The organism is Pseudomonas mandelii (assembly GCF_002251635.1).
Taxonomy (GTDB): domain Bacteria; phylum Pseudomonadota; class Gammaproteobacteria; order Pseudomonadales; family Pseudomonadaceae; genus Aquipseudomonas; species Aquipseudomonas mandelii_B.
On record NZ_NMOJ01000050.1, the window covers coordinates 161,674 to 187,547 of the forward strand.

General features: G+C 58.3%; 18 protein-coding genes and 2 pseudogenes. 5 read left to right on the forward strand and 15 right to left on the reverse strand.

Going from position 1 to position 25,874, the window contains the following annotated elements; translation table 11 throughout:
• Positions 1-224: 224 nt before the first annotated feature.
• From gmtX to gmtY, 3 genes are read right to left on the reverse strand one after another with little or no spacing between them, the layout of a single operon-like run.
• Positions 225-827, reverse strand: coding sequence for a gamma-mobile-trio protein GmtX (gene gmtX / locus B7L09_RS08225; RefSeq protein WP_010461605.1), 603 nt, complete (start codon positions 825-827; stop codon positions 225-227).
• The gene (gene gmtZ / locus B7L09_RS08230; RefSeq protein ID WP_141213438.1) at positions 824-6,193 is read right to left on the reverse strand and encodes a gamma-mobile-trio integrase GmtZ; all 5,370 of its coding nucleotides are present in this window, start codon (positions 6,191-6,193) and stop codon (positions 824-826) included. Before gmtZ ends, gmtX begins: the two co-directional genes overlap by 4 nt.
• Positions 6,150-7,505 carry a gamma-mobile-trio recombinase GmtY gene (gene gmtY / locus B7L09_RS08235; RefSeq protein ID WP_010461609.1) on the reverse strand — a complete coding sequence of 452 codons (1,356 nt, stop codon included), beginning with the start codon at positions 7,503-7,505 and terminating at the stop codon, positions 6,150-6,152. The genes gmtZ and gmtY overlap by 44 nt, the downstream gene beginning before the upstream one ends.
• Positions 7,506-7,548: 43 nt before the next feature.
• Here gmtY and greB point away from each other — a divergent pair, with 43 nt between their 5' ends.
• Positions 7,549-7,959 (forward strand): transcription elongation factor GreB, encoded by a 411-nt coding sequence (gene greB / locus B7L09_RS08240; RefSeq protein WP_255141772.1) that lies wholly within the window; start codon positions 7,549-7,551, stop codon positions 7,957-7,959.
• Between the two features lie 4 nt (positions 7,960-7,963).
• Here greB and B7L09_RS08245 read toward each other — a convergent pair whose 3' ends face one another.
• From B7L09_RS08245 to B7L09_RS08255, 3 genes are all read right to left on the reverse strand, one after another.
• On the reverse strand, positions 7,964-8,272 hold the full coding sequence (locus B7L09_RS08245) for a hypothetical protein (RefSeq protein ID WP_094468403.1): 309 nt from the start codon (positions 8,270-8,272) through the stop codon (positions 7,964-7,966).
• Positions 8,273-8,521: 249 nt separating this feature from the next.
• A complete protein-coding gene (locus B7L09_RS08250) occupies positions 8,522-8,956 on the reverse strand; it encodes a DoxX family protein (protein ID WP_094468404.1) in 435 nt (144 codons plus the stop codon).
• A gap of 103 nt (positions 8,957-9,059) precedes the next feature.
• Positions 9,060-10,481, reverse strand: coding sequence for an MltF family protein (locus B7L09_RS08255; RefSeq protein WP_094468405.1), 1,422 nt, complete (start codon positions 10,479-10,481; stop codon positions 9,060-9,062).
• Between the two features lie 234 nt (positions 10,482-10,715).
• Between B7L09_RS08255 and B7L09_RS08260 the strand changes: the two genes are divergently transcribed.
• The 3 genes from B7L09_RS08260 (at position 10,716) to B7L09_RS08270 (ending at position 13,791) form a co-directional block, all read left to right on the forward strand.
• Entirely contained in the window at positions 10,716-11,525 is an 810-nt protein-coding gene (locus tag B7L09_RS08260) for a TatD family hydrolase (protein ID WP_094468406.1), read from the forward strand.
• Between the two features lie 209 nt (positions 11,526-11,734).
• Positions 11,735-13,216 carry a methyl-accepting chemotaxis protein gene (locus B7L09_RS08265; protein WP_094468407.1) on the forward strand — a complete coding sequence of 494 codons (1,482 nt, stop codon included), beginning with the start codon at positions 11,735-11,737 and terminating at the stop codon, positions 13,214-13,216.
• Between the two features lie 209 nt (positions 13,217-13,425).
• Complete coding sequence (locus tag B7L09_RS08270; protein WP_094468408.1) at positions 13,426-13,791, forward strand: terminase; 366 nt, start codon at positions 13,426-13,428, stop codon at positions 13,789-13,791.
• On the opposite strand, the gene B7L09_RS08275 is transcribed toward B7L09_RS08270, so the two are convergent.
• The 3 genes and pseudogenes from B7L09_RS08275 to B7L09_RS08285 form a co-directional block, all read right to left on the reverse strand.
• Positions 13,792-14,589, reverse strand: a complete 798-nt coding sequence (locus B7L09_RS08275) for an acyl-CoA thioesterase (RefSeq protein WP_094468409.1) — start codon at positions 14,587-14,589, stop codon at positions 13,792-13,794.
• A gap of 234 nt (positions 14,590-14,823) precedes the next feature.
• Positions 14,824-15,588 (reverse strand): annotated as a pseudogene (locus B7L09_RS08280) (CHAD domain-containing protein); the annotation flags it as partial.
• Positions 15,589-15,631: 43 nt separating this feature from the next.
• Entirely contained in the window at positions 15,632-15,910 is a 279-nt protein-coding gene (locus tag B7L09_RS08285; protein WP_094468410.1) for a hypothetical protein, read from the reverse strand.
• 223 nt (positions 15,911-16,133) lie between these two features.
• On the opposite strand from B7L09_RS08285, the gene B7L09_RS08290 reads away from it, so the two are divergent.
• Positions 16,134-17,174, forward strand: a complete 1,041-nt coding sequence (locus B7L09_RS08290; RefSeq protein WP_094468411.1) for a patatin-like phospholipase family protein — start codon at positions 16,134-16,136, stop codon at positions 17,172-17,174.
• A gap of 143 nt (positions 17,175-17,317) precedes the next feature.
• On the opposite strand, the gene B7L09_RS08295 is transcribed toward B7L09_RS08290, so the two are convergent.
• The 6 genes and pseudogenes from B7L09_RS08295 to kdpF all read right to left on the reverse strand — a co-directional run bounded on the left by B7L09_RS08295 (position 17,318) and on the right by kdpF (position 25,465).
• Complete coding sequence (locus B7L09_RS08295) at positions 17,318-18,016, reverse strand: response regulator (RefSeq protein WP_094468412.1); 699 nt, start codon at positions 18,014-18,016, stop codon at positions 17,318-17,320.
• 48 nt (positions 18,017-18,064) lie between these two features.
• A complete protein-coding gene (locus B7L09_RS08300; protein WP_094468413.1) occupies positions 18,065-20,716 on the reverse strand; it encodes a DUF4118 domain-containing protein in 2,652 nt (883 codons plus the stop codon).
• Positions 20,717-20,854: 138 nt separating this feature from the next.
• The gene (gene kdpC / locus B7L09_RS08305) at positions 20,855-21,400 is read right to left on the reverse strand and encodes a potassium-transporting ATPase subunit KdpC (RefSeq protein WP_094468414.1); all 546 of its coding nucleotides are present in this window, start codon (positions 21,398-21,400) and stop codon (positions 20,855-20,857) included.
• A 206-nt stretch (positions 21,401-21,606) separates the two neighbouring features.
• Positions 21,607-23,661: pseudogene (gene kdpB / locus B7L09_RS08310) on the reverse strand (potassium-transporting ATPase subunit KdpB); the annotation flags it as partial.
• 10 nt (positions 23,662-23,671) lie between these two features.
• A complete protein-coding gene (gene kdpA / locus B7L09_RS08315) occupies positions 23,672-25,366 on the reverse strand; it encodes a potassium-transporting ATPase subunit KdpA (RefSeq protein WP_094468415.1) in 1,695 nt (564 codons plus the stop codon).
• A gap of 9 nt (positions 25,367-25,375) precedes the next feature.
• On the reverse strand, positions 25,376-25,465 hold the full coding sequence (kdpF, locus tag B7L09_RS08320) for a K(+)-transporting ATPase subunit F (RefSeq protein WP_003218754.1): 90 nt from the start codon (positions 25,463-25,465) through the stop codon (positions 25,376-25,378).
• Positions 25,466-25,874: the final 409 nt, after the last annotated feature.

Here is a 25,874-nt window from a genome sequence, read left to right on the forward strand (position 1 = left end):
TAAGGGATTCAGAGATTGGGGGATAGGTGACTGGATAACGCAATGGGCACGCCAGGTAGCGTAGCCACGAATCCGCCTTTCAAATAACGACCAGACGATGGATAACGTAAGAGCAGAGACCATCACCTCCCCCTCATCTAGCTCTCGTAAACCTTTTCTTAGCTTACTGCTCCCAGGCGTAATTCAGACCACCCAACGAGCACTATTGCCAAATGCGCAATCCACTAGAGATATTTCAATGCCTTTTCGATCGCATCAATGGTTCCTGGTTTAAGTACCTTCTGCCCATTCTCATCAATGATGTCACCAACCTTTCCTCGCTTGAAATGCCACATGCTCATGAAATCATCTGACAGGATGTACTCCAGCGCCCGACGCTCGGAAGCATTCAGCTTGAAGCTTCCCTTTGGCGCACTCCTGTCATCGACGTAAATCTCCAAGTTTGGTGGCACAACCTCACGTACCAGCCGGCGCGACTCCGCCAGTTCGGAAAGGAGAATATTCACGAGCATACGATGCCGTGGAGAAGGCAGCTCTTCGATCCACGCCTCTGACTCAGGGTTGTTCTTCTTCTTTCTTTTGACGGGTGCACCCGCAGCAAAAGACTCGATCAACGCACGGTAATGAACACCCGAGGCGTTACGAATGCTCTGCGCCTGAGGCACTCCACGTTTCTCGCCCAAACGTGCGATGGTCGAAAAAGAAAAGTCCGAAATGCCCCGCCCTGCCTGTTCCTGGCACACCTCATAAATGGCCTCCAATGTTCGGTGCGTTCGCGGCGAAGCAATCGTCTTAAGGTGTTCCAGTGTGGCTTTGGGATCCATCATAGTGCGCTCGCTTCAAGTGCAGCTGATTGGCGGCCCGCCAAAATGGCCTGGATGTCAGTCGGCGCGATGCATTCCTGATCGCCAAGATCCTGCAGCAACAGTTTGCCCTCAATGAGCTTGTCCACCCTGTCCCAGGACTTGACCCGAGCCAATAGGAAATTGGTCATTTGGTTACCGATAACCAGCTGCTGTTTTTTGTCCAGTGCATACATCTTGGGCATCATGTTATTGAAGGCAATCATCTTGTCGATCATCTGTGAGCGAGGTGCCAGCGCAAGTTCAGCCGAGGCCGATTCATAGATTTCCGCGTTCTCACAAACCTCGTGCAGCTGATGAAATCTCGATGTTTCCTCCATCGCCACATGAAGCTCATGCCCCGTATGAACAATGAGCTGCGGTAGGTTTGTATCCGATCCACTGGAAGCTTGCTCGTTGAGCAGCGCCTGACTTTGGTTGATCAATCGTGCAACCGCCTGAATGTCACACAGGTAAAGATCCGCTTTTTTCGACGCGCTTTCCGACTCAGAACGCGTTTTACGGATTTTCATTTCAAGCCAATTGCGCTCGCTCTCATCAAACTTTCGACCCTCTTTGATGGCGAGGTACTGCTCTACGTCCAACGCATCAATGCTCTTGGTCATTTCTTGAATTGACGATTCAAGATCAGCAATGTGCTCGAACTGGATGGAGGCTTGCAGAGAAATTTCATTAGCGATGGCCAACAAGCCTCCAATAAACACAGGCCCGGATACAAAATGGCGGCATCGCAGGCAATTTTGCATTCCAAGGTAACCCGCAGCCACGGGCTGACGAACCTGGGTCTTGCCAATCAATGGCCCACCATCCTCGCAACGCGCCCCAGCGAACGGACAAAAACCATAGTCTCGGAACAAGATGCTACCCGCCGCACTGTTCCCCATGTACCGCTGTAAAGCTTCCTCATTGTTAGTGATGAGCTGACTACGAACCTCTTCGATCCGACCCTGCTCAATCATTTGCATGGCCATGTAAGCCTGATTCGAAAGCGCTCGTTTCTCGCCCTCGCTAAACTTTTGACGCATACCCTCAGCATTGAGCTTGACGTAGTAAATCGTCATCACGATGGCGCTGTGGCCCGCAATTTTCATGACGACTTCAAGCGGAAGACCAAACTCCATCACATAAGCAGTGATCAGACTCACCCGCATGCTATGAGGCGTGTACTTGGATTGGTAACCCGAAAGCGCCGACATACTCCCGTTGCATTCGGCCAGAGCCAGGCTTGACGGCTGGCTGTAGAACAATGCAGCAGCCAAGCGATCTTTCAGACGATGGGCAAAATGGGCGCACTCCTCTCCCCCAAAATCTCGGAACAAGAAGCAGTTTGCTCCCCTCGCTTTTCTCTGCTTCTCATTCAGATCCGTCCGCACACACTCAAGCCACGGCATAGGTCGACTGATCGGATTGTATTTCGCCTGCCATTTACGCAAGCGGATCATCCAAATCGCGAGCTTCTCGGGCATCCAGGCAACGTTGTACCCAAGACCATCAGAGGAGGTTTTGTTGGAAGTGAAGTGCATGCCGATCTGGTCGTCAGGGTAGCGCTTGATAAACCCCTGATCCTCGGTCGTTCCAGCCAACACAGAGGTGTTAGGCACCCAAACAATCTTGCCATCGACAACGTCGGGAATTTCACGATCACCTTCACCCGAATCGTTGTATCCGAGTTGTTTGCCTCGCGCTGGCACCGAAGCCAGTGCAAAGGTATGCATCCAGGAGACTGGGTTCCACATCTTGGTTTTTCCATGCTCCTGCTTGAACACACAATCAGGATCATCCAGATCCACGATGGATGGATCGACTTCGACCCAGTCGGCGTCAAAGACCTGCAGGTGTCCGAGATCGGCATAGGTTTGCGCGGTGTCAGGAACCATCCACTCACCCATCGCATGCACAAACTGGTAAGCCAATGCAGGCTTGCTGCTTTCACCCAGATTGCCGCCACTCGCGCTGCCTTCATATTGAACTGCCGCAAAAGGATTGCGGGCATTCGGAACCAATACGAGCTCACTGGTATCCTCATCCTCCACCGTCAACTTGCGTAGCAGGATGTGATCGCAAAACTCCTTGACCGCCGCAATGATGTAGCGCGCATTGTTCTCAGATTGCTCCGATGTGAACGCGTCAAAAAGCTTCAAATCAATCTTGGGGGATGTCAGAAACGCTTCGGGTGACGTGCCCAATGCATACTTCTGAATGTAGTAGCGTACAAACCGGCAAAGGCTTGCGATCTTGGTGTCAGCCCCCCGGGAGCTCTTCATGAACTCATCAATCGCGTCCTTCCACGGAAGGTAAGGTGCGCGGATGTTTCCTGTATTCAGAGGCTCCTGCTTGCCAACAAACCTATGCCAGTTGACCCACTTGTCCTTATACGTGCTTGCGGGATTTTGAGGCAGGCGAGGATCATTCTGCGCAGCACGAAATGCACGATAAGCCATCCCCCCTGCCACGCCATTATCGATGACGATGCTGCTGCATTCTTCATAGCTGTAAGGCCGTGCAATATCACAGAGGTCATACCAATCCACAAATTCGTGATTGAAGACTCGATCGGGGTTCGCAGGGAGGCAGGAGTAGTTCCCGTACTCTTCACGGTACTCGACACTGTTCTTGATTTTCACGACCTTGATGACGAACTTTACGTCCGCTAATGTCAGGCAGGTTTCAGGCAATAGAAAATCAACCCAACCCTTCCATTGCGACCGGTAGTAATCGATCGGATCAGCCGGCAACCTAGGATCGCCCCTGCTCAGACGAAGGTATTCAGAAGAACCGGTGATACCCAGGGCTCGGGCAGCTGCTCCAGCCTCATAAATATCCCTGTACTTCTCCACTCCAAGATAGGCATCCCAGCCCCAGGCCTCCCATTTATCGGCATACATCACCTGCGGAGACGCCGGAAGCCTCGGATCCTCCTTGTATCCCTCCAGATACTGCTCCTTCGTCCTGAACCCAAGGCGTTGTGCTGCCGTGCTGGCCTCAGTAACCGTCGCGTACTTGGGAACATAGTCGCCTAGCAGATCGGGGAATCCAATCCACTCATTGGCGTACTTGATGTTGGGATTTGAAGGCAGCCGAGGGTCTTCGCTGTGACGAATTTTGTACTCGATCGAGGAAGTGATATCCAAGCGTCTGACGGCTTCTTTGGCCTGTGCCAACGTCTCGTAAAAAGCTACGACTGCTCGTGTAATGACGAATCGCCCCCAACCCTCCCAGTAATCCGCATACGTTTTGTCAGGTACAGAAGGAAGCATCGGGTCTTTGCGGTAATCCTGGGCGTATTGTTTGGCAGAGTAAATCTCAAGCTCGGCAACACGCCGCTTCGCCTCTTCGTATGAATAAAAGACTTTCCCTCTGCGCGATCCAAGGTAATCAGCCCATCCCATCCAGTCCTTTTTATAGAACTGGGCTGGTGATCCTGGAAGTCTTGGATCAAGAGCTTTGTAGGTACGCCCGTAGTTTGTATTGGAACCAAAATTCAACGCCCGAGCTGCCGCGCGCGCCTCGTCATACGTCGCGTATTTTTCCGCGTGACTGACCGTACCGAGGTAATCGTTCCAGCCTTTCCATTCCTTGGCATAGGTTTTATCCGGGAATGGTGAGAGCTTTTCATCCTGGACAACCTTGCTGCGATAATCACCACCGCTCACTGCCCCTAGCTTTTGGGCAGCCTCCTTGGATTCGGCGTACGTGGCGTAATAGCTTTCGTGTTTTTCGCGATAGACATGTCCCGTAAAGTCTCCCCACCCTGTCCACTCACTCGCATAATATTGCGCCGGGGAAAAAGGCAGTTTTTCATCAGCCTTGTGACGCGCTATGTACTCACGCTGCGTTCGAATACCGAGTTTTTTTACGACTGCAGACGCCTGCGCCAAGGTGGCGTACTTACCCTTGCGCTTATCCGGATAGGGCGGCAGAAAATCCGGCCAGTTCGTCCACTCGCGGCGATAGACATCTTGCGGACTCGTTGGCAGCCTCGGATCGTTGACGTGAAGTGTTTTGTACTGCGGCGTTGTGTAGGCCCCCAGAGCCTTGGCCGCTTCCTTGGCCTCAGCATAGGTAGCGTAATAATCTACCCGTAGGCCAAAAAAATCCTTGAAGCCATTCCACTCGTTCTTGTAGACGGTGTTCGGATTAGCAGGCAGTCGGGAGTCTTCCCGGTAACGCTTTTTGTACTCAATGCTCGTTTTGATACCCAGTTTCTGAACGGCAAAGACGGCTTCTTTGAATGTGTAAAATCTGGAGTCCGGACTAGGAGGCAGAAAATCGCGAGCACCCTTGAAGTCTTTGCCATAAAACTCTTCTGGGTACGCGGGCAGCTTATGGTCAATATTACAAAGCAGACGATACTGCTGCATCGTATAGGCACCCAGGGACTTCGTGGCCTCCTTGGCCTCCTCATAGGTCTCGTAGCGATGAACTAAACGATCGAAAAAATCTGGAAAACCAACCCACTCATTCTCGTAGATGGCATTAGGGTTAGAGGCAAGCTTGGGATCCTCTCGATACCGAACATTGTATTCAGCCTTGGTAGTGATACCCAATCGTTTAACAGCCTCGGCAGCCTCAGCCATCGTTGCATAAAACTTCGGGTCAGGGTTGGCCGGGAGAAAATCAACCCAACCCGCCCATTCATCGCCGTAGTATTTTTCAGGGGTGGCCGGCAATTTGGGGTCTTGGTCGCAAGACTGCTTATATTGCGACATGGTATAGATTTTCAGTTTCTTAACTGCGGCACTGCCCTCAGCATAGGTCGCGTAGCGCTCTACATGAGCATCAAAAAAATCAGCAAACCCAATCCACTCTTTTTCGTAGACGCTATTCGGATTCGAGGGAAGACGCGAATCCTCTTTGTACCGTTTTTTATACTCCTCTGTGCTAGTAATCCCGATAGCCACGGCAGCCTGGCCCGCCTCTTTCAAGGAAGGATAAAATCTATGGTCTGGATTCGGTGGAAGAAAATCGTTCCACCCCATCCAAAGATCGACATAAACCTCTTCAGGCCAACCTGGTAGTAGAGGGTCTTTTTTATAAAACTTCCTATACTGCTTCGCTGTATAAACATGAAGCGCCTTCACGGCCTCCTTGGCTTCTGCGTAGGTGGCGTACCGTCGATTAACCCAACTAAAAAAGCGTGAAGGTCCTTCCCATTCAAGTGGGTAGTACCTTCCAGGGCTCGACGGAAGCATTTCATCTTCGCGATAGCGAGCCTTGTACTCGACCATATTATTAATGCCTAATGCTTGTGCAGCATCGGCAGCCTCTTGCAGGGTCTTATAGAGATTATTGTTGGCCATAGTTTTCGACGGTACTTTCCATTTTTTCACGGAGTTCTTTGTTGGTCATCTGAATGTAAACAAGACACGAATCAGGTGACTGATGATGCATGGACTTCTGGATTTCATGTTGAGCAAATCCATTTGAGGCCAAACGATACCCATAGGCATGCCGATGACCATGTTCGGTAGTACCCAGATATTTTTCGTGATTTAGACCAATTCGATTTACAGCAGCTTTATGTAACCGCTGAAAATTCTTAATCGTCTCAGGCTCACCTTTAGAATTAGTAAATGCGTACGGATGATCCTGGCCATGCGGCTCAACACGCTGGTATTGCAAGTATTTCCTAAAGGTGAGTAGAAACTCCGTCGCCTTATGCGGCGGATAAAATTCCACTTTGAAAAACTTCTCCCTGGTCAGCACCGGATCCTTCCAACCCAGGTGCAGTCGTTCACTCTTCAGATAATCCGTTCTAGGTACGAGCAAGTACTTTTTGGCGAGATACTCTCTACGAGTGCTGTACGCTTTATCCGGAGAAGCACCATTAGAAGGATGATAAATGCGAACAATGGCCTCCGACCGCTTTCTATCTATATCAATGTCCGTCAGGTAGAGATGCAGTGCTTCGCTCTTTCTCACACCACCGTAGTGCATCAATAACGTAATGGCCCGCGACTTGAAGTCTGCAGCTCGATCAGGATTGGTCTCCCTGCGCCGATCCGCCCGAATGAATCCGAAGTCCAGCAGTGGGAGAATTTTATCGTCAGGAAACCGCTTCACCTCTTCCTCGTAAAACGGTTTCTGACGCCTTGCAATCTCCCGGACAAAACGATTTTTTTCTCTTGCGTCTTCCCTACTATCCAGGTGATTCAGGAAGACTCGGTCATGCTTGTTATAGTAAGCAGCCCAGTTCAACCGCTGCTCTGTCGAGGTTGCCAGACGAAAAGGATTCGCACGCTTGATCTCGTGATCCGACTCCTTGGTAAGCCAGTCGGTGTACCCCGTAAGGCACACCGTGAGGTAATCGGCATCCTCAGCTGTACGAGGACTCCAATAAAGGCCCGAAGGGTCGCTCAGGTCTGAGGGGTTGATCGTACCCATCCGCAGACATTCATCAAACGCTCGAAAGAGCTCTGTGCTCTGTTCAAACCGCCCCTCGTTGGCGTTGATGTACTCAATCAAAAGCTTGACCGCCTGGGTCACCTTGTCACGCCAGGACTGCCCTCTAGACAGCTTGCTCGCCAGGTATCTCAGGTGGGAAATCAACAACCCGCTCTCTGTAACAAGCGCAGGCAATCTCACCTCTCGACCTGTGTTGTCGTTCCGGTACCTCGCCTTCACCTTCAATACGTAGGCCATTTCCGCATACTAACTATTATGTAGTTAGGGGTACTATCCCAAGCTGCTAAGAAAAAAGGAAGGGGGTTTTGTAGGTTCGGTCAGCGAGGCGGCGGCCCAGGGGGATCGTTCGGAAAACGCCGAGTACACCTACGGTAAAAAGATGCTGCGCGAAATCGACAGTCGCGTGCGCTTTCTCACCAAGCGTCTCGAAGCACTGAAGGTTGTCAGCGAGAAGCCCAGCGACCCGAATAAGGTCTACTTCGGCGCCTGGGTCACCATCGAAGATGAAGACGGCAAAGAGTCACGCTACCGCATTGTCGGGCCGGATGAACTGGACCTGAAACTGGGCCTGATCAGCATCGACTCGCCGCTCGCTCGTGCGCTCATTGGCAAGGCGCTGGACGCCGAGGTTCGGGTCCAGACACCGACCGGTGAGCAGTGCGTGTATATCGTGGCGATCGAGTATCTCTAAAGCTTCAGCGGCGCGTGATCAAACCTTGCCGGGCAACCCGGGTCAGTTGCTTGATCACTTCAGGTGCGTCCTCAATGCTGGGCGATTGAATCACCGCCAGATCAAAACTGTCGCTGGCAAATCGCGCCAGTGATTCACCGTCTTCGACAAACTGGATCAGGAACGCCGCAGGGCCGCCGGTACGACGTGGCCAGCCATCGAGATAACGCAGGAGCGTCGGCTGATGTTTCCCGCCAAGCAGGATTTTTGGATTGCGCTGGGTGAGGTGTGCCGTGATCGGCGCGGGGCGTACAACAGGGCTTAGTGCATTCATTGGGTCGTGTCTCTGCCTCAAAAGTCTGCATGGCAGGTGAGAGGCAACACCGAACCAGCGCTTTAGCGGTATTTCGAAGCCTGTTTCAAGCTTCTATCGGGAACTGNATGAGTCCCAGTGGCGCCCCGCAATTAGCTGTTTAAATCGGCGCATGAGCAGCATCCTAGAGAAGCCGATGGGGCGGTGTCAAGAATGACGCACAACAAAAAAGGCCCGCGCAATGCGGGCCTTTTCGTTGAGCCAGAGCGGTCAGTCAGCGATCGCGCGGTCTACCGACAGTTTGCCGGCACCCTCGATCAGTACAGCGATGCTGCCGCCGAGCAAGGCCAGAGCGAATTCATAACCGTTGTTGGACATGAACAGGCCGTGGCTGATATGCACGGTAAAAATGGCGACCAGCGAAAGAAAGGTCAGCCCCAGTGCTGCCGGGCGTACCAGCAGACCGATGATCAGGGCCAGACCGCCGAAGAACTCGGTACCACCGGACAGGATCGCCATCAGGTGACCCGGTGCCAGACCCAGGCTTTCCATGTACTGCGCGGTGCCGGCAATGCCGTAACCACCGAACATGCCGAAGAGTTTCTGCGCGCCGTGAGCGGCAAAGATGATACCGACGAAGATCCGCAGAACGGTCAAGCCGTAGCCAGCGCGGGTAAACAGTACCTTGTTGATCAGTGTGCTCATGCTGTGTCATCCATTGTGATTGTGTGTTGGTTGGCCGCTATAATAATCGACAAACCAAATGTTAAAAGCGCGATTTTTGCGACATAACAATCAGTTTAGTCGATCATTTTCGTGAGGCAACTTTCTGCCCCTGGGGCTCCAACGATTCCCTCTCACGATCGAACGCCAAGTAATACTTGTTCACGCTATTAACATAGCTGACGCCACCCATTCCCACCTGCTCCATGGCAATACGTTCAACCTGGAAGAACCACTGATTGGGGTTCAACCCCCGGCGGCGTGCCTCCGCACGCATGCCCTGCACACGCTCCGGCCCCATGTTGTAAGCCGCCAGCACAAAGGCCATGCGTTCACGCTCGTTGAGTTTGGGGCTTGCGAAGAACTTGCGTCGGATCATCGCCAGGTACTTGGCCCCGGCCTGCACATTGGCGTCGAGGTTCTGAATGTTGTTAACCCCGACGCGCTGGGCGGCGGACGGAGTGATCTGCATCAGGCCGGTGGGGCCGCTGCCGCTGCGGGCGTTGGGTTGCAGGGCAGACTCCTTGAAGGCCAGCGCTGCCAGGTTCAGCCAATCCATGCCCTGGGCATCCGCGTGCTTTTGCAGCACCGGGCGAAGTTTTTCCAGACGCTGGCGATCAGCCTTGGCCAAGGGATAGTGCACTTGATACAGACGTCGATAAATGCGCAGGAACGCCGCATCCTGGTCCGACGGTTTCTTGTAGGTGGTCAGGAAGCGATCGATGCTCGCGCGCAGCATCGAGGCGTCGCGGCGCACGAACCAGAACTCTTCGCCCGGGTCGCTGATCGACACCTGCTTATCAAAACGTAATTTGGGCAGGATCTTGCCCCAGCGCTCGGCAATCGGTTGCTCGACAATGGTCAGGTGAAAGATCCCGCCCTGGACCATTTCCAGAACGTCCTCGACCGCCAGACTGGGGTCGACCCATTCGATTTTCACCGGTGCCAGCTTGTGCAGTGCAAGCTTTGAATTGATCTGACTGACCGCATCCCCAGCCGCGCTGCCAGTGGGCAGCGCCAGGGTTTTACCCGAGAGTTGTTCGACGCGGGTGTAACGGCGCTCCCCCTTGATGCCCACCAGCACCAATGGGATGTTGCTGGCAATCGGTTCGCTGCTGCTGATCGCATGGCCCGGTTGCAAATCGAGCAGCTCCCCCGGCGCCACCAGGTCGCCTTCCCCGCGCTGCAAGGCACCGAGCAGTTGGTCCTTGCCTTTGGGAATGATCTTGAGGGTGACTTCCTGACCGTCACGGGCGTGACCGTTGAGGTATTGCTCGAAGGCGCGCAAGCGGTGGTATTCGACACCGATGGCCTGGCCCTGGACCTCACCGGAACTGTTGCGGCTCTGATTGACCAGCACCCGCAACACTCGACTGCTGCGAATCTCCGCCAGGTCACGGACCTTGGCCGCCGGCACGGCTTGCAGCGGGCCGGCCAGACGCGCGACCGCCGGCATCGGCAGCAGCAACGAACAGCACAGCAGTAGCAACATCGAGGGACGTGTCATCCACTCTCCGGAAAGAATACTGGGCCGACCTCATGAGTTTTCATGAAATCGAACGACAGAAACAGAGCGCCTTGAGCGCTGACAAAGTGCGAAAGACTGGCACAGTGATGGCACCTTGGCCACCCCGGCGTGTCTCGCGGCATCAAGAGACAGCTTTAACTCGTTGTAGTTCTTAGTTTTTCTTATAAATCTACAGCTCTGATATGCTTTCCGGCCGCAGGCGGAGATAGCACCATGCAACTCATTGATATCGGCGTCAACCTGACCAACCCCTGTTTCGACGAGAGGCACCAGGCCGTTCTTGATCGCGCGTATGCCGCGGGGGTCTGCCAATTGGTGCTGACCGGCACCAGTGTCGAAGGCAGCGAGCAGGCGCTGGAGCTGTGCCGGCATCTGGACGAAACGGCCCAGCGGCTGTTCGCCACCGCAGGCATTCACCCTCATTCGGCCAGCGACTGGAACGCCGACAGCGACCAGCGCCTGCGCAGTTTGCTCAAGGAACCCAACGTGGTGGCCGTGGGTGAATGCGGGCTGGATTTCAACCGGGATTTTTCCCCGCGGCCCCAGCAGGAAAAAGTCCTCGAAGAACACCTGGCGCTGGCGGTCGAACTGCAATTGCCGGTGTTCCTCCATGAACGCGATGCCAGTCAGCGACTGCTGGAAATCCTACGTGATTACCGCGATCAACTGCCGGCCGCAGTAGTGCATTGCTTCACCGGGGAAAAGCACGCGTTGTTCAGCTACCTCGACCTCGACTTGCACATCGGCATCACCGGTTGGATCTGCGACGAGCGCCGTGGCACGCATTTGCATCCGTTGGTGAAAGAGATAAAGCGCGGGCGTTTGATGCTGGAGAGCGATGCGCCGTATCTGTTGCCACGCAGCTTGCGACCCAAGCCGAAGAACGGTCGCAATGAACCGGCGTATTTGACGGAAGTGTTGCGGGAAGTGGCGTTGCATCGGGGTGAAACGGAAGAGGATCTGGCCGCCCACACCACTGCCTGCGCACGGGCGTTTTACGGCCTGCCCTCAATCCCCCAGTAATCACAAATCCCCCTGTGGGAGCGGGCTTGCTCGCGAAGGCGTTGGAACAGTCAATGTAGAAGTCGACTGATTCACCGCTTTCGCGAGCAAGCCCGCTCCCACAGGGGATTTGTGATGATCCTTGATCCACATCAAGTTCAGAATCGCTGCATAGCGGCACAATGCTGGCACCTTGCCAATACTGTTTCCGCTATCAGAGAAAACCTTCCATGGGTGCCTGGCTTAGCAATATCTCGCTGAAATACAAATTCTGGGCGGTCAACGCGGTCGCTTTCATCACCACATTGCTGCTGGTGCTGTACGCCGTGCAGCTCGAACAACAGGCACGCAACGCGGCNTCTCAAGTGTCGGCTCAGGCGCAGGCTCGCTTGCTCAATGCCTGGCCTGCCGGACAACCGTTGCCCAAGGCCGATAATCTGCTGACCTTCAGTCGCGGGCAGGCGCCGTTGCTGAACGAGCAACCGGTGCTGGAACTGGCCGAGGCCAATGGCTGGGTCAAGATCAATTCCATGCCGCTATTCGGCGACAACCCGTTGATGGGCGCTGAGGTGTTCTCCCGCCCCGACGGTCAGCAGGTCGCGGTGATCGCCCATGGCCCGAGCCTGAGCCAGGTGTTCGGCGAACGCTTCGCCAACTACGCTGTGGTCGTGCTGATCCTGATGCTGGCGATGCTCGGCGCCTCGCAGTTGCTGATCCGCTTCCTGCTGAGTCAGCTCAACACCTTGAAAGATGTGATGCTCCACGTCGAGAAAACCGGCGACCTGTCAGCCCGTGTGCCGCTCGCCTGCAAGGACGAGGTCGGGCAGATGGCCAATGCCTTCAATGCGATGCAGGCCGGTTACCAGCGAGTGGTCAACACCGTCGCCAGCACCGCCCGGCAACTGGATGTCGGCGCGGCACGACTGGCTTCGAGCATGAACGAGGTGCAACACGGCATGCTCGGCCAGCAAAGCGAAACCGACCAAGCCGCCACCGCGATCAACGAAATGACCGCCACTGTCTATCACATCGCCCAGCACGCCGGCGCAACCCGCGACCTCTCGCAAACTGCTGACACCTTGGCTGGCAGCGGGCAGGAAGTGGTCAGTCGGGTGCAGAAATCCATCGCCGGGTTGTCCAGCGGCGTACAGCAGACGGCCGAGATGATCCAGCGCCTGGCCGAGGACAGTCAGAAAATCAACGGCGTGGTCGGCGTGATTCACAGCATTGCCGAGCAGACCAATCTGCTGGCCCTGAATGCTGCGATTGAAGCGGCACGGGCCGGCGANATGGGCCGTGGCTTTGCGGTGGTCGCCGATGAAGTGCGCAACCTGGCCAAACGCGTGCAAACCTCCACAGACGAAATCACCCGCATGGTGTCAGCCCTGCAATCGGGCACCCGCGACGCCGTGGACTTCATGCAGGAAAGCTCACTCAAGGCCGACGACTGCGTGCAACAGGCCCAGGAAGCCGGCGCGGCGCTCGCCGAAATCACCGGTGCCGTGGCGCAGATGCGCGAAAGTAATACGCAGATTGCGGTGGCGGCCGAGCAGCAGAGTCAGGTCGCGGAAGAAATGAACCGGGCGGTGGTGAGTATTCGGGACGTGACCGAGAACACGGTGCAGCAAACGGTGGATTCGGCGACTACCAGCAACGAGCTGGCGGCGTTGGCCGGGGAATTGAACAAGGCGATCGGGCAGCTCAAGCTTTGAAGGCCTCTTCGCGGGCAAGCCTCGCTCCTACAGGGAATTGCGCGCTCTTGATGTTGTAGGAGCAAGGCTTGCCCGCGAAGGCGTCAGCCCGCTCAACATCAATCCTGACCATGACCGCTATCACTTCGATAGCCAACCTTGATTCGTCGCTCGCAGTGACCACGCCTATTCTTCAATCATGTGTTCAACATGGATCGAGGATTAGCATCATGGGCAAACGTCACCCCAACCTACCCGCCTGGCAATGGCGCGCCTACCCGGGCAATCACCAGCACCCGACCAATCTGGTGTTGCACCTGATTGCCGTGCCGCTGTTCATCGTGGCGTTTCTACTGATTGTTTCCGGGGTGTTCGGCCTGAACTTCGTGAACTTCACCATCGGCGTCATTGGCGTGATCGCCGCGTTGGGCTTGCAGCGCCATGGCCACAGCCTGGAGGCGCAAGCCTCCGAGCCGTTCAGTGATCGTAAAGATGCGCTGTCGCGCTTGCTGGTCGAGCAGTTCCTGACCTTCCCCCGGTTTTTCCTCAGTGGCGGCTGGTGGCGCGCCTGGCGTGAGCGCCACCGTCGTCACTGATCAGGCGAAAATCGTCACCGTCTGCCGGCTCATGGCGATCAACTGACCGTCCGCGCTCCACAGTTTCGCGGCCGCGTGACCGTAGCCGTCAGCACCATGCTCAATTTCCACCAGGTATTTGCACCAGTCCAGCGTACTCAACTCGAGCAACGGCTGGACGAATTCGATGGTCCAGGTCAGCGTGCTGCCCATCGCGGGTTTGCTCAGGTGCGGCAACAGAGCCGGTGGCCAGGCGTCCACCAGTGCCAGAATGTGCGACTCGGTAAGGGGCTCTTCCTTCACGTCGCCGCGCAAACGCACCCAGCCGCCCATGTCGCGGGATTTATTACCGGTAAACGGCAGCCCGCCGACACTCCAGCGCATTGCCAGGTGCCGCATGAATTCNGGGNGTACGCCTTTGATATACGGCAGTTCCTGGCAATCGTCCCAGTGCTTCATTTCAGGTGCCGGCTCGGCCGCGACCGCCACTTCGGAAGGTCGCGAGGCACCGAAGCTGCCCTGGATCAGCGTCACCACTTGGCCCTTCTGCATCGCCCGGCCCAGCACCTGACTGACGGCTTTGCCTTCACGCAACACATCGACCTCAAAACTGACCGGCACCTCCGGTTCGACCGGCCCGACAAAGGTGATCGCCAGCGAACGCACCGGCCGGTCCGCCGGGACTTTTGCGCGCATGGCTTCGAATTGCAACGCGGCCACCAGGCCACCGAAACTGGCACGCCCCTGCGCCCATTCAGCCGGGATAGACAGCTCCAGCGGCTGGCTGCGGACGGCGTCGAGCAGATCGGAAAAGCGCATGGGAACCTCGGAGCGGAAAAAGGATGGAGGGATGTTAACCAGACGGCGAGGCAGGCACAGCGCTTATTCCGGCCACTCTGCCCGCTACATAAGCCAGTACCACACCACCCAGCGCCGCCAAACCCCTGTGGGAGCGGGCTTGCCCGCGATAGCGGTANATCAGTCGATATTTCCAGCGACTGACACACCGCCTTCGCGAGCAAGCCCGCTCCCACCTTTGGATCTGCGTCTNTCAGATTGGCCGCACTCTGCNCTGAGTTTGTCGAGGACGCGATCGGCGCAGCCTTCGGCCTTGGCCATGGTGGTTTTCCAGACCGCGACGCAAGGTTGCAGATCGGGTTCCTGTTCAGCCTTGGCCAGCCATTGAAAACAGTCATGCCATTCGCCCAGGGCACCTTGCGCAGACTTCAATCGCGGCATCGCCGCTTCAGGCAATCGATCCAGTTCGGGATAGGCGTCGATGCCATAGCGCACACGCTTGATCAGCAGGCGCAAGCGATGGCGATCATGGGCAGGATCATGCAGGGCCTCATCCAGCTTCTTCCATTGTTTGGCGAGGCGTTTTTCGATGCGTTTGCGCAAGCCCTTGAGCAAACCCTGGCGTTGGGAGGCACGGATAAATCGCGGAAAAGCATCGACGATCATCAACAATTGCGTCACTTCGGGGCTGGTCGCCACCGCCGGATACGCCGCGGCCATCTGCGCCATGCGCCGTTGCGCCGCCTCGGGTTGATCGTGCTTGAGCAAGTACGCCGCCAGCACCTCGCGATCACGCAACGGCGTGGTCAACTCGCCCACCCGGGACGCCGCCGCTTCCAGCTGCTCGACCCCGGGGAGACCGCGTAGCGGGCGCAACAGACTGCGCAAACGGCGAACCGTGGTGCGCAGGTTGTGCAGCGCTTCCGGGTCGGTGCGTGCACTCAAACGCGCCTGGCACGCCAGCAGACGAACTTCCAGACCCAGAACATGAGCCACCAACCGATCAACCAAGGCAGACATCGTTTGCTCCCTGAAGCGAATTTCCGTAAGCCTAGATCATGCCTCAACGACCAGCGCGTGACTCACGAATATAGAAGCGCGCCTTCTCGGCCTTCTTGGTGCAGCCTTCAAAGCCTTCGAATTGTTGCTGGGTCTTGGCCGCCGTCAACAGCGACAGAGCCTTGGAGTAGCTGACGGTGCCAGCGAAACCCTCGGCCTTGGCCAGGTCCAGTTCATGCCACGCCGCGTCGAGCCCACTACCGCAGCTGTCACGATAAGCGGTTTTACCGGCACAACCGGCGAGAGCCAGGGCAATCAATGGCACGTAAATCCAGGCTTTCATCACTCACACCTCAACATTAGGTAAACAGTCGTGCTGGTAAGACGGTCTGGCACGTGAAAAGTGCCTTGGCCGCGCCACGCAAACTTCAAGCGTGCGTGAGAATACCCATGCGCCGCCATGGAGTGTCGAAAAAACGACGCTCTGGGTCCGCCGAGCGACCTTAGCGATTGAAGCGCGCCCCTCGATGGGTGCATTGTTGAACCTTGTCAGACGAGGGCGATTCATGAAAAAGCGTGTCGCACTGGTGCTGGGCTCAGGCGGGGCCCGGGGCTATGCCCATATCGGTGTCATTGAGGAAATCGAACGGCGCGGCTACGACATCGCCTGTATCGCCGGTTGCTCGATGGGGGCGGTGGTGGGCGGGATCTATGCCGCCGGCAAGCTCGATGAGTACCGAAACTGGATCGAAAGCCTGGACTACCTCGACGTCTTGCGCCTGGTGGACGTCAGTTTTCGCCTGGGCGCGATTCGCGGGGAGAAAGTGTTCGGGCAGATCCGCAAGATCGTCGGCGAGATCAACATCGAAGACCTGCGAATTCCTTACACCGCCGTTGCCACGGACCTGACCAACCAACAGGAAATCTGGTTCCAGGAAGGCTGCCTGCACCAGGCCATGCGCGCTTCGGCGGCGATTCCAAGCCTGTTCACGCCGGTGATGCAAGGTAACCGCATGCTGGTGGACGGCGGCCTGCTCAACCCGCTGCCGATTGTGCCGGTGGTGTCGAGCCATTGCGACTTGATCATTGCGGTCAACCTCAACTCCACCAACCAGCGCCACTATCAACTGCCGGTGATTCAGCGTCCGCCCGCGTTCAAGACCCGGTTCGACAGCCTGATCAATTCCCTGGGTTCAAAAATGCCGTTCCGCCGCAAACAGGCAGAACAATTGCTGCTGCTGGAAAAGGAAGCGTTGATGGCCGAAGCGGCCGACATCAACCCCTGGATCGAGTCCGCCGAACCCGAAGCCCAGCAACCGGCGGCCGCCCCCGAACGCGAAGGCGCACCGAAGTCGGCNACNGGCTCGTTCATCATCGACAACGTTGGCCCGGCGTCGCTGCTGGACCTGATCAACCAGAGCTTCGAGGTGATGCAAACGTCGCTGGCGCAGTACAAGATCGCCGGCTACCCGCCGGATGTGCTGATCAACGTGCCGAAGCGCGTGTGCCGGTTTTTCGAGTTCTACAAGGCGCCGGAGTTGATCGCTTTAGGGCGGGAAATCGCCAGGGATACGTTGGATCGGTATGAGAATGAGCGGGATTCCTGACGTTTTCGGGTGAATGATCCGGCCTCATCGCGAGCAAGCTCGCTCCCACAGTGGACTCAAGTGAGGCACAAATTTTGTGACCACCAAAGATCACCTGTGGGAGCGAGCTTGCTCGCGATGGGGCCGGATCATTCAGCAAACAGCTAAAGGCTGCCCTCACTCAACAATCGATACCCAACCCCCGCTTCGGTCACGATAAACCGCGGCTGAGTCGGGTCGTCCGCCAGCTTCTGGCGCAGGTGGCCGACGACGATGCGCAGATAGTGGCTGTCTTCGGTGTGGGTCGGCCCCCAGATATCCTTGAGCAGTTGCTGCTGGGTAATCACCCGCCCGGGATGCCGCGCCAATTGCGCCAGCACCGCATACTCCTTGCGGGTCAGCGCCACTTCGACGCCGTCCAGCAGGACNCGGCGATAGGCCAGGTCCACGGTCAACGGGCCGAACGTCAGCGCCGCTTGCTGAGCCTCACCCGCGGGCGCCTGGCGCAACAAGGCGCGCACCCGGGCCAGGAACTCCTGAATACCGAACGGCTTGGTCACGTAATCGTTGGCACCGCCATCGAGTGCTTCCACCTTCTGCCCTTCGCCGGCACGTACCGAGAGCACCAGCACCGGCACTGTCGACCACTCGCGAAACTCGCGCAACACTTGCTGGCCGTCCATGTCGGGCAAGCCAAGGTCGAGCACCAGCAAATCCGGTTTGCTCAATGCCGCTTGGGCCAGGCCTTCGTTGCCGGTGCCGGCCTCGATCACCTTGTAGCCCTGGGAGGCCAGGCTGATCCGCAAGAACTTGCGGATCTGCGGTTCGTCATCAATGACNAAAATGGTCGCGGTCTGGCTCATGAATTCACATCAAAAAAAAGAAGTAGCAAGAGAGTAGCGCAAGCGCGTTCAGGCTTCACTTTCGTATCCCGGTTGTTCCTGCAAAGGCAAGTGAAGCGTGATGCAGGTACCGCGCCCCTCAATACCATCGGCGACACTTATCCGCCCGCCATGCGCACCGACCATTCCCTGACAGATAGCCAGCCCCAGCCCCGTGCCCTGCCCGCCCCGATCACCGCGCGCAGCGGTGTAAAACATGTCGAAAATCTTCGCCCGCTCCTCCTCCGGAATTCCCGGCCCCTCGTCGCTGACCGAGAAAAACAGCTCGTTGTCATCGGCGCCGGCGCGTAATTGCAGACGGCCGTGAGGCGGAGAAAAACGCGCGGCGTTTTCCAGCACATTGACCAGCGCTTGCTCGATCAACGCGGCGTGCACATACAGCAACGGCAACTCCGCCGGCACGTCGGTTTTCACCTGCAAAGGCGCCAGCACCGCGCGCAAACGGCCAAGCGCACTGCCGACAATATCGGCCGGCGACACCCAGTCCCGCGCCAGCTTCAATGCGCCGTGACCGAGGCGGGTCATGTCCAGCAGGTTCTGGATATAGCGGTCCAGGCGCTCGGCTTCATCGCGAGTGCCTTCGAGCAATTCGCGGCGATCTTCCAGGGGAATGGCCTCGCCGAGGGCCAACAGACTGTCGATGCTGCCACGCATGGACGTCAACGGTGTGCGCAAATCGTGGGACACCGAGGCCAGCAAGGCGCTGCGCAGNTGCTCGGTTTCGCCATGCAGGCGCGCCGCTTCCAGGTCTTCGGCCAGTTGCGCACGCGCCAAGGCCTGGGCCAGCGGCTGACTCAACGCTGTCAACAAACGCCGACGCTGACCGCTCAAGGTCTGGCCTTCTTTGGCACAGACGCCCAGCAGCGCCAACGGCCCCTCCTCCACCGACAGCGGCCACCACCACCAACGCCCAAACGGCAACGTGCCGGTGCCCATGCCGGCCGGCTGATCATGCTGCCAGGCCCAATCGGCAGCGGCACGCTCGGCTTCGGAAAACGCCAGCGGGCCGCCGGTTTCGACCTTCCAGCCGCCCTGGCCGTCGCGGTTGAGCAGGCACAGTTGCAGATCGCTCCAGCCGTTGAGGTGCTGGGCCGCCGCGCTGATCACNGCCTGACGATCGGTAGCGGCGGTGAGTTTGCGCGACAGGTCGAGCAGCTCGCTGGTTTCTTCCTGGGTATCGCGCAGGGCTTGCAACTGCCGACGCTGGCGCGCGGCCAGGTTGCCGGTCAACGCGGCCATCAGCAGGAAGAACAGCAGGGTCAACACATCCTCTTCACGCTGAATGGCAAAGGAAAAATTCGGCGGGATAAACAGAAAGTCGTACGTCAGGAACGACAGCGCCGCACACACCAGGGACGGCCCGAGGCTGCTGCGCACGCCGACCAGCAATACCGCCGCGAGGAACACCAGCGAGATATTCGGCAGCGGCAAGACACTCGCCACTGCCCAGGCCAAAGCACTGGCCAAAACCGTTGCCACCACCGCTAAAGCGTAGTCGAACCAGACCAGCGTTTGCGCCGAACGCTGGCGCGGCTGATGCTGTTCGTGCTCGCTGTCGAGGACGTTGATTTCCAGCCCGCGCGCATCGCGCAGCAAGCGTGACGCCAGTCCGCCGCCGAACAACCGTCGACGCAAACGCTGCCGGGACTGACCGACCAGCACCAGGCTGGCACGACGTTCGGCAGCGTGCTGAATCAATGTTTTTGCGACTTCACCGGCGCGCAGTAAAACCACTTCGCCGCCCAGTCGCTCGGCCAGTTGCTGGGCACTTTGCAGGCGCAGTCGCGATTGTTCATCTCGCGCACGGCCGTTATCGATATGCACCAGGCTCCACGGCAAATGCCGACGCTGGGCTACACGGCTGGCGTGACGCACCAGGCGTTCGGCCTGCGCATCGCCATCAATCCCGACCANCAATCGACCGCGCACCGCTGGCGCGGCCTGGCCGAGTTGTCGATAACCCTGGGCCAGGTCATCGTCGACTTGCGCAGCGGCGGTTTGCATCGCCAGCTCGCGCAAAGCAGTGAGGTTGGTCTGGGTGAAAAATGCGTCGATGGCCGCCCGCGCCTGCTCCGGCACGTAGACCTTGCCATCGCGCAGACGCTCAAGCAGTTCGCGTGGCGGCAGGTCGATCAGCAGCAGTTCGTNTGCTTCTTGCAGCACCCAGTCCGGCAGGGTTTCGCGCACTTGTACGCCGGTGATGCCGCGCACCTGATCGTTGAGGCTTTCCAGGTGCTGGACGTTGACCGTGGTGAACACGTTGATGCCGGCGGCGAGCAGTTCCTGGATGTCTTGCCAACGCTTTTCATGGCGGCTGCCGGGGGCGTTGCTGTGGGCCAGTTCGTCAACCAGCACCAGTTTGGGCTTGGCGGCGAGCAGGCCGTCGAGGTCCATTTCTTCGAGCATCACGCCACGGTATTCACTGCGCAGCAACGCTTGTTGCGGCAGGCCGCTGAGCAACGCTTCGGTCTCGGCGCGGCCATGGGTTTCAACCACTCCGGCGACCAGGCGCACGCCCTGGCGCAGTTGGGTGTGCGCGGCCTGGAGCATGGCGTAGGTCTTGCCCACACCCGGCGCGGCGCCGAGGAAGACTTTGAGCCGGCCACGGCCGTCCCGTGGCAGGTCGGCTAACAGGGCATCGGCGCGGCCGGAGTCACTCATGCTTGAAGCTCTCTTTATTCAGATGTTGATGTGGTGATTGCGTGGGAATGCAGCCCGGGACGCTCCGCGTCCCTTCCAAAGCCGAACGCGGAGCGTCCGTGGAGGCACTCCCANCTAGCGATTGGCGGCGCCACCGATCTACAGGTTTTCCAGCGCCAGGTTCAATGCCAGCACATTAACCACTGGCGGGCCAACGAGCGGCTGCTCAATGTGCGCATTCATCAATTGCTGAAGCGTAGACACCGGCAAATTACGCGCTGCCGCAACACGCGCCAGTTGATAGGCAATCGCCGCCGGTGGCAAGTGTGGATCGAGGCCGCTGCCGGAGGTGGTCACCATCGCCAAGGGCACTGGCCCCTGACCGGGCACCAGCAGTTTGTTGGCATCGTCAATCACGCGAGTCGCGAGCGTCGGGTTGCTCGGCGAGAGGTTGCTGGCACCGCTCGCCACGGTGGCAAACGCACCCGCCGATGGCCGTGGATGGAACCAGGCATCGCCGACGAAATCCTGGGCGATCAGTGAGGAGCCGCGGACCTTGCCGTCGGCGTCACGCACCAGGCTGCCATTGGCCTGATCAGGAAAGGCAACTTGTGCGACACCGGTCACGACCAGTGGGTAAGCGACGCCGGTGATCAGGGTCATGAGTACCAGCAGGCTCAGGGCCGGACGTATCATTGTGGACATTTCAAAATCCTCGAATTCAAAGAACATTCATCAAGCACACACGTCACTTGTGGCGAGGGAGCTTGCTCCCGCTCGACTGCGAAGCAGTCGTAAAACCGGTCAATGCGGTGTGCCTGAATAAACACGGTGCCCAAGTGGGGCTGCTTCGCAGCCCAACGGGAGCAAGCTCCCTCGCCACAAAAGCCGCTCCCACCCGTTTNGGGTNAAACCAGGTGCAGCGCCGTCAGCAGCATGTCGATCGCCTTGATGCCCACGAACGGCACCAGGATCCCGCCCAGCCCGTAGATCAGCAGGTTGCGACGCAGCAACGCCGCCGCACTCGCCGCCTGTACGCGCACACCGCGCAACGCCAGGGGAATCAGCACCACGATGATCAGGGCGTTGAACACGATGGCCGAGAGAATCGCGCTCTGCGGGCTCTGCAAGTGCATCACGTTGAGCACGCCGAGTTGCGGGTAGATCGAGGCGAACAGCGCCGGCAGGATCGCGAAGTATTTGGCCACGTCGTTGGCGATGGAAAAGGTCGTCAACGCGCCGCGAGTCACCAGCAACTCCTTGCCGATCTGCACCACGTCCAGCAACTTGGTCGGGTCGCTGTCGAGGTCGACCATGTTGGCGGCTTCGCGAGCAGCCTGAGTACCATCATTCATTGCCATGCCGACGTCGGCCTGGGCCAGTGCCGGCGCATCGTTGGCACCGTCGCCGCACATGGCGACCAGGCGACCGTCGTTTTGCTCATGACGAATGCGCGCGAGTTTTTTCTCAGGNGTGGCCTCAGCCAGCACGTCATCGACGCCCGCTTCNGCGGCAATGGCAGCAGCGGTCAGCGGGTTGTCGCCCGTCACCATNACGGTGCGGATGCCCAGTTTGCGCAGCTCGGCGAAACGCTCGCGAATGCCGGGCTTGACCACGTCCTTGAGGTGAATCGCGCCGAGCAATTTACCCTCGGCGCAGACCAGCAATGGGGTGCCGCCGCTCTGGGCGATCTTGTCGATTTCCCGGGACAGGGACGGTGCCAGATCGGCGCGTTTCAGGCCGACGAAGGCCAGCAGCGAATCCACTGCGCCCTTGCGATACACGCGGCCCTGATAGTCGACACCGGACAGACGAGTTTCAGCACTGAACGGTACGGCAGTCAGCAGCTCGGCGCTTGGTTCAGGCTGCGGATGCAGGCCGCGCAGATACTCGACGATGGATTTACCTTCAGCCGTGTCATCGGCCAGCGAGGCGAACAGGGCACCCTCGGCGAGTTCCTTGGCGGTGACGCCAGGTGCCGCATAAACCGCGGTGCAACGACGGTTACCGAAGGTAATGGTGCCGGTCTTGTCCAGCAACAACACATGCACGTCACCCGCCGCTTCCACGGCACGCCCGGATTTGGCGATGACATTCAGACGCACCAGACGGTCCATCCCGGCGATACCGATGGCGGACAACAAACCGCCAATGGTGGTCGGAATCAATGTGACCAGTAACGCCACCAGGAACACCAGCGGCAAGCTGCCATTGGCGAAGTGAGCGAACGGCTGCAGCGTGACCACCACCAGCAGGAAGATCAGCGTCAGGCCGATCAGCAGGATATCCAGCGCGACTTCGTTGGGGGTTTTCTGGCGTTTGGCGCCTTCCACCAGGGCGATCATGCGGTCCAGCGTGGACTCGCCCGGGTTGACGGTGATGCGCACCAGCAACCAGTCCGAGACCAGCCGTGTGTTGCCGGTGACGGCCGAACGGTCACCGCCGGACTCGCGGATCACCGGCGCGGATTCACCGGTGATTGCCGCTTCGTTGACCGCGGCGATGCCTTCAATCACCTCGCCATCACCGGGGATCATTTCCCCGGCTTCGACGCGCACCACATCGCCCTTGCGCAGAGCGGTGGCCGGCACCACTTGAAAAGCGCCGTTGCTGGTTTTGCGACGGGCGCTCAGGCCTTCGCTGCCGGCTTTAAGGCTGTCGGCGCGGGCCTTGCCACGACCTTCGGCCAAGGCTTCGGCGAAGTTGGCGAACAGCACGGTGAACCACAACCACACGGCGATTTGCACGGCGACGAAGGTCGGCACACTGGTGTCAGGCACAAAGCACAGCACGGTGGTCAGCATGGCGGTCAATTCGACCACCAGCATTACTGGCGAGCGTTGCAGTTGGCGCGGGTCCAGCTTGACGAAAGCCTGGACCAGCGCCGGGCGCCACAGGGCCGAGATCGCGGTTTTGGGTTGCTCCGGCGCCTTGGCGACGACGGTTTTGCTTACAGGCATATTCATGATGGATTCCTTAGAAGCCCATGCTCAGATGTTCGGCAATNGGGCCCAGTGCCAGCGTCGGCAGGAAGGTCAGGCCGCCCACCAGCAAAATGGTCACGGTCAACAGGGTCACGAACAGCGGGCCATGGGTCGGGAAGCTGTTCTGGCCAATCGGTGCGGTCTTCTTCATCGCCAGGCTGCCGGCCAGGGCCAGTACCGGGAGGATGTAGCCGAAGCGGCCGATCAACATACCCAGTGACATCATCAGGTTGTGGAACGTNGTGTTGGCACTGAAGCCGCCGAACGCCGAACCGTTGTTGGCACTGGCCGAGGTGTAGGCATACAACAATTGGCTGAAACCGTGGGGGCCAGGGTTGCTCACCGCCGCCACAGGGCCGGGCAGACTCGCGGCAATCGCGCCCAGTACCAGCACGCCGATCGGCATGACCAGCAACGTCACCACCAGCAACTGCACTTCCTTGGCCTGGAGCTTCTTGCCCAGGTATTCCGGGGTACGGCCAATCATCAAGCCGGCGAGGAACACGGCGATCAACACGTTAAGCAACATGCCGTACATACCGGCACCGACGCCGCCGAAGATCACTTCGCCGACCATCATGTTGACCAGTGCCACCATCCCGCTCAGCGGGTTGAGGCTGTCGTGCATGCCGTTGACCGAACCATTGGACGCCGCTGTGGTGGTGACCGACCACAACACCGTGGCGGTGGTGCCGAAGCGCACTTCTTTACCTTCCAGCGGCGCGGTTTGTTCCACGGCTGGATTGTTCAGGGTCGGGTTGGGCTGGTATTCGGCCCACAGCGAGGTCGCGCCGCCGATCAGGAACAGGGCCAGCATGCAACCGAGAATCGCGCGGCTCTGACGCAGGTCCTTCACGTAGTGGCCGAAGGTGAACACCAGCGCCACCGGGATCAGGATGATCGNGAACATCTCGAACAGGTTGCTCCACGCCGTCGGGTTCTCGAACGGATGCGCCGAGTTGACGCCGAAGAAACCACCACCGTTGGTGCCCAATTGCTTGATCGCAATCTGGCTGGCGGCCGGGCCCAGTGGGATCAACTGGTCAACACCTTGCAGGGTCACCGCGTTCGCATAGTGAGCGAAGGTTTGCGGCACGCCCTGCCAGACCAGGAACAACGCGAACACCAGGCACATCGGCAGCAGGCCGTAGAGGGTGGCGCGGGTCATGTCGACCCAGAAGTTGCCCAACGTCTTGGTGGATTTGCGACCGATACCACGGCACAGGGCGACAAGGACCGCCAGACCGGTGGCCGCGCTGACGAAGTTCTGCACGGTGAGGCCGACCATCTGGCTGAGGTAGCTCAGAGAGGCTTCGCCGCTGTAGTTCTGCCAGTTGGTGTTGGTCATGAAACTGACCGCCGTGTTGAAGGCCAGCGTCCATTCCTGGCCCGGCAGGTTTTGCGGGTTGAGCGGCAAGTGGTCTTGAAACAACAGGATCACGAACAACAGCAAAAAGCCCGCGAGGTTGAAGGCGAGCAAGGCCAGGGTGTATTTCTGCCAGCTCTGTTCGGCCTGCGGATCAACGCCGGCCACCCGATAACAGCCACGCTCCACAGGTCCCAGGATCGGTGAAAGCCAGGTGCGCTGGCCTTCCATCACCTTGTAGTAGAACCGCCCCAGGAACGGTGCCGGCACCAGCACCACGGCAAAGAAGGCGATGATCAGCCAATAGTCATAACTGTGCATAGCCTGCTCCTAGTTCCGATCCGCGCGTAACAGCGCAACCAGCAGATAAATGAACAGCGCCACGGCCAATAGCAGTGACACCCCGTCCAGAACGCTCATGGAAGTCTCTCCGTTTTGCGGCGTATTGCCGCGTGTGGAGTCATTGTCGGCAGGGAGGCTGTAAAGGAACGAGATCGAGGGGTGTGGCGGGGCATAAAGAAAGCGTAAAGAGTGGGTTTATGCGGGCGTTACAGTCAGGGTTTTGGGGTGTCTGGGCGGGCCTCTTCGCGGGCAAGCCCGGCTCCCACAGGTTCAGTGGTGGAGTCGGACCCTGTGGGAGCGTGGCTTGCCCGCGATGGCGGCAGGCCAGACAACATCGCACCCAACTGGCGCACCAAAATGCATACATCCAGTGCCGAACATCCCCGATACGACACCTTTTTACGCTTTACGACTGCTATCACAACACTGGCACGCCCACTGCAAACACCCTCACCTGAAGCTTTTCAAACCGTTCAGGGAGCAAACG

What these genes read in the sequence shown, in the direction of transcription:
- gmtX (WP_010461605.1), bottom strand. Translation starts at nt 827, where the DNA reads ATGATGGATCCCAAAGCCACACTGGAACACCTTAAGACGATTGCTTCG.
- gmtY (WP_010461609.1), bottom strand. Translation starts at nt 7,505, where the DNA reads ATGGCCTACGTATTGAAGGTGAAGGCGAGGTACCGGAACGACAACACA.
- B7L09_RS08245 (WP_094468403.1), bottom strand. Translation starts at nt 8,272, where the DNA reads ATGAATGCACTAAGCCCTGTTGTACGCCCCGCGCCGATCACGGCACAC.
- B7L09_RS08250 (WP_094468404.1), bottom strand. Translation starts at nt 8,956, where the DNA reads ATGAGCACACTGATCAACAAGGTACTGTTTACCCGCGCTGGCTACGGC.
- B7L09_RS08255 (WP_094468405.1), bottom strand. Translation starts at nt 10,481, where the DNA reads ATGACACGTCCCTCGATGTTGCTACTGCTGTGCTGTTCGTTGCTGCTG.
- B7L09_RS08260 (WP_094468406.1), top strand. Translation starts at nt 10,716, where the DNA reads ATGCAACTCATTGATATCGGCGTCAACCTGACCAACCCCTGTTTCGAC.
- B7L09_RS08270 (WP_094468408.1), top strand. Translation starts at nt 13,426, where the DNA reads ATGGGCAAACGTCACCCCAACCTACCCGCCTGGCAATGGCGCGCCTAC.
- B7L09_RS08285 (WP_094468410.1), bottom strand. Translation starts at nt 15,910, where the DNA reads ATGAAAGCCTGGATTTACGTGCCATTGATTGCCCTGGCTCTCGCCGGT.
- kdpC (WP_094468414.1), bottom strand. Translation starts at nt 21,400, where the DNA reads ATGTCCACAATGATACGTCCGGCCCTGAGCCTGCTGGTACTCATGACC.
- kdpF (WP_003218754.1), bottom strand. Translation starts at nt 25,465, where the DNA reads ATGAGCGTTCTGGACGGGGTGTCACTGCTATTGGCCGTGGCGCTGTTC.